11 protein-coding genes are annotated in these 12,272 nt (G+C 64.8%); 5 read left to right on the top strand and 6 right to left on the bottom strand.

Features of this window, described 5'->3' with window-relative positions; genetic code table 11:
* Nucleotides 1-89 precede the first annotated feature (89 nt).
* A complete protein-coding gene (locus S4A8_RS07895; RefSeq protein WP_353219738.1) occupies nucleotides 90-1,199 on the top strand; it encodes a glycosyltransferase family protein in 1,110 nt (369 codons plus the stop codon).
* A gap of 252 nt (nucleotides 1,200-1,451) precedes the next feature.
* Here S4A8_RS07895 and S4A8_RS07890 read toward each other — a convergent pair whose 3' ends face one another.
* The 3 genes from S4A8_RS07890 to S4A8_RS07880 form a co-directional block, all read right to left on the bottom strand.
* Nucleotides 1,452-1,964, bottom strand: a complete 513-nt coding sequence (locus S4A8_RS07890; protein ID WP_353219737.1) for a gamma-glutamylcyclotransferase family protein — start codon at nucleotides 1,962-1,964, stop codon at nucleotides 1,452-1,454.
* A gap of 224 nt (nucleotides 1,965-2,188) precedes the next feature.
* The gene (gene fliA, locus S4A8_RS07885) at nucleotides 2,189-2,905 is read right to left on the bottom strand and encodes an RNA polymerase sigma factor FliA (protein WP_353219736.1); all 717 of its coding nucleotides are present in this window, start codon (nucleotides 2,903-2,905) and stop codon (nucleotides 2,189-2,191) included.
* 289 nt (nucleotides 2,906-3,194) lie between these two features.
* The gene (locus S4A8_RS07880) at nucleotides 3,195-4,532 is read right to left on the bottom strand and encodes a sigma 54-interacting transcriptional regulator (protein WP_353175543.1); all 1,338 of its coding nucleotides are present in this window, start codon (nucleotides 4,530-4,532) and stop codon (nucleotides 3,195-3,197) included.
* Between the two features lie 103 nt (nucleotides 4,533-4,635).
* Between S4A8_RS07880 and S4A8_RS07875 the strand changes: the two genes are divergently transcribed.
* On the top strand, nucleotides 4,636-5,775 hold the full coding sequence (locus tag S4A8_RS07875) for a glycerate kinase (RefSeq protein ID WP_353219735.1): 1,140 nt from the start codon (nucleotides 4,636-4,638) through the stop codon (nucleotides 5,773-5,775).
* 31 nt (nucleotides 5,776-5,806) lie between these two features.
* Here the strand turns inward: S4A8_RS07875 and S4A8_RS07870 are convergent, their stop codons facing one another.
* Nucleotides 5,807-6,574, bottom strand: a complete 768-nt coding sequence (locus S4A8_RS07870) for an MlaA family lipoprotein (RefSeq protein ID WP_353175547.1) — start codon at nucleotides 6,572-6,574, stop codon at nucleotides 5,807-5,809.
* Nucleotides 6,571-7,860, bottom strand: coding sequence for an alpha/beta hydrolase (locus tag S4A8_RS07865; RefSeq protein WP_353219734.1), 1,290 nt, complete (start codon nucleotides 7,858-7,860; stop codon nucleotides 6,571-6,573). The genes S4A8_RS07870 and S4A8_RS07865 overlap by 4 nt, the downstream gene beginning before the upstream one ends.
* 99 nt (nucleotides 7,861-7,959) lie before the next feature.
* On the opposite strand from S4A8_RS07865, the gene S4A8_RS07860 reads away from it, so the two are divergent.
* The 3 genes from S4A8_RS07860 (at nucleotide 7,960) to S4A8_RS07850 (ending at nucleotide 11,805) form a co-directional block, all read left to right on the top strand.
* The gene (locus S4A8_RS07860; RefSeq protein ID WP_353219733.1) at nucleotides 7,960-8,973 is read left to right on the top strand and encodes an NAD(P)/FAD-dependent oxidoreductase; all 1,014 of its coding nucleotides are present in this window, start codon (nucleotides 7,960-7,962) and stop codon (nucleotides 8,971-8,973) included.
* Nucleotides 8,974-9,228: 255 nt separating this feature from the next.
* A complete protein-coding gene (locus tag S4A8_RS07855; protein WP_353219732.1) occupies nucleotides 9,229-10,422 on the top strand; it encodes an HD-GYP domain-containing protein in 1,194 nt (397 codons plus the stop codon).
* A gap of 96 nt (nucleotides 10,423-10,518) precedes the next feature.
* Complete coding sequence (locus S4A8_RS07850; protein WP_353219731.1) at nucleotides 10,519-11,805, top strand: MFS transporter; 1,287 nt, start codon at nucleotides 10,519-10,521, stop codon at nucleotides 11,803-11,805.
* Between the two features lie 29 nt (nucleotides 11,806-11,834).
* Here S4A8_RS07850 and S4A8_RS07845 read toward each other — a convergent pair whose 3' ends face one another.
* The gene (locus S4A8_RS07845) at nucleotides 11,835-12,230 is read right to left on the bottom strand and encodes a PaaI family thioesterase (RefSeq protein ID WP_353219730.1); all 396 of its coding nucleotides are present in this window, start codon (nucleotides 12,228-12,230) and stop codon (nucleotides 11,835-11,837) included.
* Nucleotides 12,231-12,272 lie beyond the last annotated feature (42 nt).

Genomic DNA, 12,272 nt, shown 5'->3' with positions numbered 1-12,272 from the left:
GCGACGAAGCGCCTGCGCACAGGCGCCTCGTCATACGTTCGTCATGCCCAGGACCGATACTTGCGACGTCATGTGAATCGGATGATGTCATGCGAATCGCTTACGCGGTAATGGGTTACGGGCGTGGCCATGCCATGCGCACCGCGGCCGTACTGCCGGCACTCGAACGCCGCCATCAAGTGCGCGTATTTGCCGGCCGCGATGCCCATGAAATGCTGCGTGCCGAACACGATAGCGTCGAAATTCCGGTGATCGGTTATCAGTACGGCCCGCATGGGCGCATCTGTACGCGGCGTACGCTTCAGCACAACGCGCCCCGGGTGGCCGACCTGCTGGTGGCCGGCCCGCATACCCGCGCGGTCTGGCAGCAGATGGCCGACTTCGAGCCGGATATCGTGATCTCGGACTCGGAAACCTATGGCCACCGTTTTGCCCGCCATCACGGTATTCCCCGAATCGGCTTCGACCATGTCGGCATCATGGCCTATTGCCATTGCGATTTCGCGCCCGGCGATGCCCTGGCCGGGCGCCGCGACGGGCTGGGTTATCGCGCCTTCACGGGCGATCCGGACCGGGTGATCGTGTCCAGCTTCTACCCGGCCACGCCGCGCAACGATCGCGTTCGCACCGTGGGCGCGATTCTGCGCGAACCGGTACGCCAGGCCCGCCCGGTGCGCGGCGACACCGTCCTGGTCTATCTCAACAAGGGCGCGCATCAGTACAACGCCGCCATGGACGCCGCGCTACGCGCCTGCGGCGCGCCGGTGATCGTCTACGGCACGCGCGAACGCGGTCGGCGTGACAATCTGCTATTCAAGGCGCCCTCGCAGGCCGGCTTCATTGCCGATCTGGCCGCCGCACGCGCCGTGGTGTCTACCGCGGGCAACCAGCTGCTTTCGGAAGCCATCCATCTGGGCAAGCCGGTACTCGCCCTGCCCGAGGATGCGGTCGAACAACGCCTCAATGCCGAAGCCGTACGTCGTATGGGCGTGGGCACGCGCGGCGCATTGCATCGACTCACGCCGGGCGTACTTCGGGCCTTTCTGGCACACGACCAGACATACGCCGCCGCCACGCAGGCCCATCGGCGGGATGGCGTGCGCGAGGCGATCGATCTGCTCCAGGACGATATCGCGACGCTGGCCACCGGCGCGCGCAGCACGCCCGGGCCACTCGCCTGGCTGACTGGCGCCTATTGAGCCGCGGGCTGCGCGTCTAATCAGGCGGCCCGAACAGCTGACGACCAGCACGATCACTTAGGGCCTTATTCGCATGTGTTCGCGTGCATTGGCGGACGTCTTGCCGAGGAACGGGACCCGGCCCCGATAAGAACGCCACGGTTCGATGCGACACCGCTGGCTGCATGCTGTGTCGGATTACGTTGCACTCATCCATCGACGCGCTCGACGCTTGTAATAGCGGCGCGGCTCGCCTGTGGACTCGGCGCGGGTTTACACGATGACGTTCGTGGCCTGGTGGCGCAGAATACGACGATTGTGTGCGGCGCGATCGGTATCCGGGTCGTGCCAGGTGGGCACGGCTTCCAGGCGTGCGACATAGTCAGCGGGCAGACCATGCTCGCGCGCGCCGAAGGTGACGAAATCGCGGTACCAGTCGAACGGCACGAGCGCGTCGTCGAGATATTCCGGCCGGCCGCGATAGGTGGCCGCGTGTACGCTGCCGGTGGGTGTACCGACCTCCAGCTCGACAAAGGCATAGGGCGCGCCTTCGGCCGCGTGCAGCCGATCGAGGCGTGCCGCATCCAGTTCGTACAACGCGCCGTGCACCACGTCGTCCGCGTCGCCGGTATGCAGCACATTGCACTTACCCGACTCGTCGCTGCCGTTGAGATGAAAATGCAGCTGATGACCGGTCAGCCAGACCCGACCGACCGGTCGCACGCTGGGTACGCGCTCGGCCAGACGGGCAATCAGCATGTTCGAGCCGTAGGCGAAATAGAACATCGAAAACGCGTGGGTTGCGGCAAAGACGCAGAGCTTACACGCCCTGCATGATCAATCCAGCACCCATGAGCCGATGTGCTCATGCATAAACCCAGCTGGCTGTTCTCAAGCGAGCAGTGGTCCGCCACGCGAAAACATGCGAATACGGCAACAGCGGGGCGCGCGATGGCCGGCGCCATAAAAAAGACCGCCCGAAGGCGGTCAGTTACGAGGTTGTCCGTGTTTCAGGCCGCTTCGCCAAGCAGCGTACGAATCTGACGGATCGCACGCCCGTGCAGCTGGCATACCCGCGATTCGGACACGCCCAGGTGTTCGGCGATCTGGCGCAGGTTGTGGCCGCGTTCGTAATACAAGCGCATGAGCAGCTGCTCGCGCTCGGGCAGCTGGGTAGCCGCGCGCTGGATGGCTTCGCACATATCCTGGTATTCGACGGTTGCCTCCGGGGCGAATTCGATACCCGCCGAGACTTCCAGCGACGGCTGGTCCGAGAGCGTGGCATCGAGGCTGGCTACATGCGCCAGTGCGACGTCGTCGCACAGACGACGATACTCATTGAGCGGCATGCCCATTTCCGCGGCCACATCGGTACTGGGCACGGCCCGGCCGCAGCGGCGCTCCACCTCGGAACGGGCCTGCTTGACCGCCCGCGCGGCCCGGTGCAGCGACCGGGGCGCCCAATCGCCGCGACGAATCTCGTCGAGCATCGCGCCGCGGATACGAATGCCGGCAAAGGTCGAGAAGCTGGCGTCTTCGCCCGGCTGGTAGCGCTCCCAGGCTTCGAGCAGCCCGATCGTGCCGGCCTGGATGAGGTCTTCGATCTGAACGCAATCGGGCAGGCGCTGGTGCAACCGCCAGGCGATACGCTTGACCAGTTCCAGGTTTTCGTCGACGACGAGTCCGATTTCCTGGACCGGGTTATGGGTGTGTAGTGCCGCGTGCATGCTGTCATCCCCTCATGTCAGCGCACCGCCTAAGGCGATACGACGTGCCATTAGCGCGTCTGGCGGCAAAAGCCGAGCGCAGACGCGATTGAATCAGTTCACGGCTGCTTTCTTGCAATCGCCATGCCCAATTCAGGAGACTTTTATTTTCAGATACTTAGAACCAAAGGTGACATAAATCGGCCACTTCCGCCCAAACAGCTGCGCCCGAGCGACAATATTATGACGCTAGGCGTCACTTTTTGACCTAGAAAAACCGGGCAGCGTCAGCGTCACGTCACGATGGCGTTCAGTCGGTACGAATCGCGTAGCGGCGCAGCTTTTCGGTGAGCGTAGTCCGGCGCAGACCCAGGGTACGCGCCGCATGGGCAACCACGCGATCGTGGCGCGCAAGCGCCTGTTCGATAAAATGTTTTTCCAAAAGCTCCGACAACGCGCGCAAATCGACCCCGGCCTCGGGCAGGGCCATGGCCGCGATCTGATCCGTTGGCCGGCCAGCGCCGGCAACGCTGGCCGGCGACGATGCTGCGTGCTGCGGTGGCGCCGTGTCGATGTCGAGATGGGCTTCCAGCGTGGCGCGGTCGATGGATGTGCGCGGGAAGAGAATCGCCAGCCGCTCGATCAGATTGGATAGTTCCTGGACATTGCCCGGCCAGGCATGGCGCCGGAGTTCGATCATCGCCTGGGCATCGAAACGCGGCGTACCGCCCGGCAGACCGGCCCCCAGCGTATCCACCAGCGCTTCGATATCGTCGCGACGCTCGCGTAGCGGCGGCAGCCGGATCGGAAACACGGCCAGTTCGTAATACAGATCCGGGCGCAGCGCGCTGTCCACCATTGTGTGCAATGGCTGGCGGGTCGTGGCGATGATGCGTGCATTGACTGGTTGCGACTGCGCTTGCCCGGCTGGCGTGTAGTGCCCGGTCTTGAGCAATTCCAGCAACCGTGCCTGAAATGTCGGCGTCATATCGGTGACTTCATCCAAAACCAGCGTACCCCCGGCAACGGCCGACAGGTAGCCGCCCTGGGTCTCGGGGCTGCCGAACAGCGCCGTATCCACATCGGCTTCGGCAATCGCGGCACACTGAACAGTCACCAGTGGGCCGCGCCGGCCCGAACCACGGTGAATCTCGCGCGCCGCGACGGCCTTGCCCACGCCGACCTCGCCGGACAGCAATACCGGTGTGGCCTTGGGCGCGACCCGTTCGATCAGCCAGCGCGCCTGGCGTATCGCCGGCGTATCGCCGGTCAGCGCCTTGCCGGCACCGCGCTCACCCAACAGGCTTTGCATGGTGGCGAACAATTCATTCGGCGAGGTATCGGTATGCAGCACCGCGCGAAAATCGTCGCGCCGCGTCAACGGCCCGTCGCTGACCAGCACGCAGGGCAACTGGCGCGCAAGCAACTGGGCCGAATCGCGTATCCGTGTATCGATCTCCAGATCGAGCACCACGGCCATGCGATAACAGGCCTTGAGCGCGACCGCGGCCAGACTCAGATCCGCGGGCCGACTGAACACGAAAGCCACGCCCTGATCGAACAGGTGGTCGAGCACCGGCGCCGCGACTTCGCGATTGGCGGCAACCACCAGCACCGACGCGTTATGATCGACGAATGCGAGTGCCATCGCCCTTTATCCCGTTACCCGGTATCGACATCATTGAAAACCCGTTCCTGCGCATGATTCAAAAAAACGTTTTCCGTTCGCGCTATTCGGCCGACGCACGCTCATGAACACGCGCACGCCGCATATCGTGATCGCGCCCGACAGCTACAAGGGCAGCGCCACGGCGCTCGAAATCGCCCATGCCCTGGCCGAAGGCCTGCAAACCGTGCTGCCCCACGCCCGTCTGACCCTGGCGCCCATGGCCGACGGCGGCGAAGGTACGCTCGACTGTCTGGCCGCGGGCCGCGCGGTGCACTGGCAGCACACGTCGCTGGTGGCCATCCACGGCGAGCGCATCGACGCACGCTGGTTCTGCGACGACGCCACCGCGGTACTCGAGTCTGCACAGGTGCTGGGCCTGCCCCTGATCGAAGCCCAGCCCGACGCACCGGCTTTGCAGGCGCGCGGCAGCTACGCCCTGGGCGAACTCATTACAGCAGCGCTGGATCGCGATATTCACGATCTCGTTATCGGCCTGGGTGGCAGCGCCTGTAACGATGCCGGCCTGGGTCTGCTAAGCGCGCTCGGCGCGCGCGCCAGCGCGGTCGATGGCAGCGCGGTGGAGCCGACGATGGCGGGGCTGCTCGCGCTCGATCGGATCGATCTCACCGATCTCGACCCGCGCTTGCAACACACCCGTATTCGCGTGCTCTGCGATGTCGACAACCCACTGCTGGGCGAGCGCGGCGCCAGTCGTGTCTACGGCCCGCAGAAAGGCTTGAGCGCGGCCGACATCGAAGCCGTGGAAGCGGCCTTCACTCGCCTGGCCGAAAGCGCGGCCCCGTCCGGTCTGGCGCATACAGTCGGCAGTGGGGCCGCGGGCGGGCTCGGCTTCGCGCTGGCGCTGATCGGCGGCGAACTCACACCGGGGGCGAATAGCCTCATGGACATGACCGGCCTGCGCGAAACGCTGGCAGGCGCGGATCTGGTGATCACCGGCGAAGGCCGCTCGGATACCCAGACCCTGGCAGGCAAACTGCCACTGGCCATTGCCGATACTGCCAAACCCGCCCCCACGGCCCTGATTTCCGGCGCCATCGCGCAAGAGGCCCGGGCCGAACTGGCCCGCCATTTCGCCGGCTGCTACACCCTGGTCGAGCGGGCCGGCTCGCTGGAAGCGGCGCTGGCCCAGCCCTTGCACTGGGTGCGTCAGGTCGCCGCCGATATCGGCGCCGATCTGCCCGGGCTGATCGGGCGCGCCTAGCTGCCGAGTCGTTCGATCGGCGTCTGGCGCGCTATTCTTCGACCAGCAATGCGCGGTAGTTCATGTAAACCAGCCGCACGAGTGTGTATTCGAACGGCGAACCGGTCTGGTAATAGCGAAAGTTCACGCTATCGCGGCTGTTGATTGCATACAGCGACCAGTACGGCACGCGCGCCCAGGGATTCTCGTCGAACTGGAGCGGATCGAGCACGAAGATCAGGCCCTGATCGCCGGCCAGTCCGATGCTGTCGCGCAGCGACGACGGTCCGAAAAACGGAAGGACCAGATAGGGCCCGGCGCCGACGCCGTAATAGCCGAGTGTCTGGCCGAAATCCTCGTTGCGTTTTTCCAGACCGATGGCGCTGGCCGGATCGAACAGCCCGGCCAGCCCGACCGTGGTATTGAGTGCGAAGCGCGACAGCGTGACCGCCGAGCTGGTCGGCTTGGCCTGCAGGACACTGTTGGCGAAGGTGTTGATCTCGCCCAGATTGGAAAAGAAATTGCGAACACCGGTACGCGCAAAGCCCGGGGTGACGGTGCGGTAGACGTTGACCACGGGCAGCAGCACATAGCGATCGGCCAACGCGTTGAACCGATAGACCCGCCGATTGAAGCCTTCCCAGGGGTCGTGAATCGCCAGCGCATTGGCCGTGGTTTCAACCACCGGCACGTCCGCCGGGGTGTCGTTGCTTATGGTTTGCGGCACCGGCGTACTGGCACAGCCGGCCAGCCACAGGCAGACAAGCAGAATGAAGGCACACTGCGAACGTGCGTACATGCGTGCGACCCCGTTGTTCATGGCGCGCCCCGTGAAAAGAATTGCTGCAGCGCGGCCACGGTATTGGCCGATGCCAGATTGCCCATATGCCCACCGTGCGGGCGAATCCGCGCGCGCTTGCCGAAGGTTTCACGCAGGAAGGCGATTTCGTCGGCGTTGAGGATCGGATCGTCTTCGCTGGTGAACACGCCGATATCGGTATTACCGGCCAGATAATCGGCGATACCGCGCAAATCCGCCTCGGCGATGATCTGCTCGCGCGACACGTCGCGTCCGTCGCGATTCCAGTAGGGCACCAGCAGGCGCTCGAAATAGTCGTCGAACGACATCTCGAAAGAGCGCTTGATATAGGGATCGAGCGAATCATAGGGCCCGAGGTCGACGTTTTCGGGCACGATCACATCGGCATGGGTGATTACGTCCGCCGCAAAGGCCATATTGGCCAGCGACAGCCGAAACGCCAGCCCGACGATGGCCGCGATATCGCCCCGGTGCGGCGACTGGGTGCGATAGGCACGGTAGAGAAAATCCTCGTTGAAGCGGATCGGATCGCCCGAGGAATACAACTGCTTGAGCCCGCCGAGCCCGCGGGCCACGAAGGCCGGTATGCCGTCGATACCGCCTTCGAGATTGTCGGCGAGCAGCCGATCCATGCGCTGCACCGAGGCCCACACATCTACTGCCGGGTTGAGCAGCAGTACGCGCGAAAAGTCGAACACGCCGGCGTCGGCATCGTGGCGGGCGATAAAGGCCGCCTCGGTCGCGCCCAGACTCCAGCCCGTCAGCGCATAACCGGTGACCCGGGTTTTTGCGTCGAGATCGTCGCGCACCGCCTGCATGAGCCGATACAAATCGTCGACATCGGTGCGCATGCGCCCCGGCACCGGGTATTGCGCGGCGCCGAGCATGAACGTCACGCTCGTCGGCGACGGCAGGCAGGCCACGCTGTAGCCGGCCTGATACAACGCGCTCGAGAGCATCACGCACTTGCTCGACAGGGCACTGGCGCCGGTCCCGGCGATCACGAACGCCAACGGCGCCGGCTCGTCGCGGATCACGCGCAGATACTGCAATGGCCGCGCATAGCGCAACGTCGTCGGGGTTGGCCGTTCGACCAGCGGCTCGAGGCTGCGGACCTCGAAATCCAGATTCTCGGGCAGCTCGGCCTTGTATTCGGCGGGCGTGCCGACCACCGTCGCGGCCAGACCGTTATCGATCGGATAGGGGCCCGTGTTGGGCTGGGCGCTGGCAACCAGCGCAACGAGTGGCAACCCCAGCGCAAGACACGCCTGCAACAAACTACGCATGGACAAGACCCGCGCTCGGTAGGCATCGATCACAAAGCGCAGATCATACCGATTTCATCATCGTTTGCGCGCTATCTATCGGCCAAAGACAATAGTGCCATGGCTAAAGTGCTCATCATCGGTGCCGGCGTGGCCGGCGCAAGCGCCGCGCTTGCGCTCGAACAGGCGGGCTGGGACGTGGTCGTGGTCGACAAGGCCCGCCGGCCGGGCGGCCGCTGCGCCACGCGCCGGCTGTCGGCCGACCCGGCCAGCCCCTGGTTCGATTACGGCGCCCAGTATTTCACCGCCCGTACCGCGCCGTTTCGTGACCGCGTGGCGCACGATCTCGAGGCGGGCATACTGGCGCGCTGGACACCCCAGGTCTGTGTTGCCGAGCGTGGCGAGCACGGCTGGCAACTGAACTCGTCGCCGGATGATCGCGAACGTCTGATCAGCCCGAACGGGCTCAATCACTGGGTGCGGTATCTGTTCGAGCAGGCCGATATCGACGTGCGCTGCGGCCAGGGCGTACGCGGGCTGTATCGCACCGCCAAGGGCTGGCGGGCCGATCTGGGCGAACACGGCCGTTTACATGCCGACGCAGTCGTACTCACCGCGCCGGCGGTACAGGCGGCCGCCCTGCTTGGCGAGCGCACCCAGGCATTCCCCGTGCTCGGCGAGGCACGGCATCGGCTCTCGCCCTGCCATTCGCTGGTCGTTGCCGCGCCGGCCGTCCCTGACTGTCAGGCGTTGTTCGTACATCAGGGGCCACTGTCCTGGTGTGCCGATAACAGTCACAAGGCAGGCCAGACCCACAGTGACGCACGCCTGTGGACGCTACATGCCGGCCCGCAATTCAGTGCCGAACACCTGGAAGATACGCCCGAATCGATTGCGACCACGCTGACCCGGGAATTCGCCAATATCACCGCCTTGAGCACGCGCCAGATGCGTCTGGTACGCACCCATCGCTGGCGCTATGCCCGCCCCGGGCCCGTGGCCGAAGCACTCGATCCGCCCTGCCAGGCGGTGCCTGACGAGGGTATCGTGCTCGCCGGCGACTGGCTGGCCGGCGGGCGCGTAGAGGGGGCCTGGCGATCGGGGGCGGCCGCGGCCGCGCAGCTGACTGATTGACTGCGTATCGCGCACTCGCCTTGGCCGGGCGATTTCAGCGCCTGTCGGCGTAAACAGTGCGTACATGGCCTTTTATGTTCATCAGGGCAGCTTAGCGCTTTTGTGTTTATGCACATACGCTTGCATGGTGGGGCGTGAAACTTTATTTCATGCACCACCCAATCAGCCCGTGCGACAAGCGTTCAAGTTATATTGGGTACGCGCGATAACCTTTCCTGAACCTGCGATCTCGCGTTTTGCCTCCGGTAGCCGTCGATGGCTGTACACCTGAAAAAAATCGATACCCGCGATCTACGTATTGGCATGTATGTCGAGGCCCTGGATCGTCCGTGGCTGGAAACGCCGTATCTGCTGGAAGGCGTGGATATCAAGACCGACGCCGATATCGACGAACTCCGCGCGCTGTGTTCGCATGTCTATATCCGCAGCGACGAACCGTGGGACGCCGAGCCCCACGACGGCCATGCGCATACCGCTCATGACGTAATCCCGCCGTTGGGCGATCGCACGCCGCGCTCGTTTCGTCAGGAACTGCCGGTCGCCCGCAAGATCCACGACAACGCCCGCGGTCTGATTCGCACCATCCACGAAGAAATCAGCGAGAACCGGCGCCCGGACACGGCCGCGGTGTCGGAAGTGGTCGAACAGATGATGGATAGCGTCGCCCGTCATCCGGATGCACTGGTCTGGTTCAGCAACCTCAAAAGCCGCGACGAGTACACCGCCATCCATAGCCTGAACGTATGCATGCAGGCGGTATCGCTGGCGACGTTCGTGGGCAACGACGAGCGCGCGATCAAGGAAATGGGCATTGGCGCGCTATTGCACGATGTCGGCAAGATCAAGATACCGCTGGCGATCCTCAACAAGCCCGGCAAGCTTACGGATGCCGAATACGACGAAATCAAGAAACACCCGCAATACGGGGTGGAAATTCTCGAGAAAGCCTCGGGCCTGACGCCCGCCAGTCTCGATATCGTGCGTGACCACCACGAACGACTCAACGGGCGTGGCTACCCGGCCGGACTGCGCGGCTCCGAGATTTCGTATTACACCCAGATCGTGGCGATCGCCGATGTCTACGATGCCATGACCAGCGATCGCGTCTACCAGAAGGGCCGCACGCCCGCCGAAGCGCTCAAACTCATGGCCAGCTTCGAGGGCGATTTCAATGACGAACTGCTGCGCCAGTTCACCGATTATCACGGCGAATATCCGATCGGCACGCTCGTCGAACTCAACACCGGCGAAGTCGGCTTCGTGATTCCCAGCCCCGAGCGCCAGGAAAAGCCCACGGTGCTGCTGGTCCTCGACTTCAAGAAACGCCGTTATTTTCCACAGCGCGTACGCGATCTCATGCGTTTTCCCAAATTCTTCGTCAACCGCATGCTCGCGCCCGGCACCCACGGGGTGGACGTCGAGGATTTCGCCGAAAGCTGGGAAGTCTAGCTAGACGCCGCCCGCCGGGGCCTGTCGTCGCGAACGAGGCCGTGCATTGCCCGGGCCGGGCGTGTCAGGCAAGGCGCGGGCCGCCGGGGCGACGATATGTCTTTCGACGACAGGCGCCAAGACCCGTGCTTTTGCGGATGTTCGTGCTCGGCAACAACGCCTAGGCTGCGCGGCCACGCTATCGGCACCGGGGATCATGTGTCACGAAAATGGCCACTTGCCGCCGGCGGCGCACTCGCTACGGCGGTCGCGTTCGGACCCGCACGCGTGGGATTCGGCTTGTTCCTGCCCGTGTTTCGCGACGAGTTCGCGATGTCCACTTCTGCGGCCGGCCTGATCGCCAGCGCCGCGTTCGCCGGCTTTTTCCTGGCCCTGCTGCTGACCGCCTGGCTGGTAGTGCGTCTGGGCCCCAGACCCGCGGTGGCAGCGGGCTGCTTTGCCGCGCTTGCCGGCATGGCGATCGTGGCCATTGCCCAGAACACCACCATGCTGGCGTTGGGCACGGTACTGGCCGCCACCAGCGCCGGCTTTTGCTGGTCGCCGTTCAACGATGCCGCCGAACGCGGCGTGCCGCTGGGCGAACGCGAACGCGCGCTGTCCGTGATCAGCACCGGCACCGCCGGCGGCATCGTCGGCGCGGGCATTCTCGCGCTGGCGGTCGCCGGGCTCGAGCACGGCTGGCGTACGGTGTGGGTGGCGTTTGCGCTCGCCGCGCTGCTATCCGCAGCGGTCAATCTGTACGCGCTGGCACGCCTGCCACGCCGCGGCGCCCAGGGCGTGGGCCCGGGCGCGCTGAGCGCGCTGTTTTCGCGCCCCACCTGGCCGTTGCTGGGTATCGCCCTGTCGTTCGGGCTGACCAACGGCTTCTATCTATCGTTTGCGGTCGATCATGTCGTGCAGTCCGGCGGGCTGGCAGGCGTAGCCACCCACCTGTCCGGACCCGTGCTCTATATGGCCCTGGGTGCGGGCGGTGTCGCAGGCGTGCTCACCGCCGATGTCAAAGCACGTATCGGCCTGACCGCGCTGGTGCGCGGCATTTTCCTGTGTTCGCTGCTGTCGCTGCTGCTGGTCGGCCTGTGGCCCACCCACTGGAGCGCCTTGCTGGCCTCGGCCGCCCTGCAGGGCGCCTGTATCATGGTCTTGAGCGCGATCTTTTCGTTCTGGAGCAGTCACCTGCATCCGAATCTGCCGACCCTGGGCTTTACCGCCACGCTCACCCTGTTCGCGCTGGGCAATATCCTCGGGCCGGCGCTGGGCGGCTATGCCGCCGCGCCGCTGGGGCTGGCAACCACGTTCGTCGTCAACGCCGGGCTGTCGCTGGCTACTGTGGTGTTGTTTCCAGGCAGCCCGCGGCGTGCGGCCCTGGGAGATGACGCGCGCTAGCCGGGCCCAGGCCGGGCTTCAGGCCAGGCTCAGGCTTCGAACAGCGTCTTGGTGACCCGGGCCTGGGCAACAAGGCGCTCGCGCACGTGCGCACTGACATCGATAAAGGCCACACGCCGACCCACGCGCAGCGGGTTCGATTCGAACACCACCAACTCGCCGGCGCGCGCGGCACGCATGATCGAGACATGGATATCGTGGGTGACCGCCTGGGTGGTGGTCGCCAGCTGGCTCAACAACCCGGCATAGGCACAGACATCGCACAGCAGATAGAGCACTCCGCCATGCAAGACACCGGCCGGGTTGACGGTGTTGTCGCCGACCGTGATCGACAGCCGTGCTCTACCCTCGGCCGAATCGACGCGTTCGATGCCCAGATGCCGGTGCAGCGGGTGGTCAATAACCTGTTGTAGACGTTGATCCATACGCGGTGTCATCCATTGGCAAGCGCGCTGACGGGCCGCCCG

This window comes from Salinisphaera sp. S4-8, assembly GCF_040361235.1.
GTDB lineage: Bacteria > Pseudomonadota > Gammaproteobacteria > Nevskiales > Salinisphaeraceae > Salinisphaera.
This window is presented reverse-complemented; position numbering and strand designations above follow the sequence as displayed.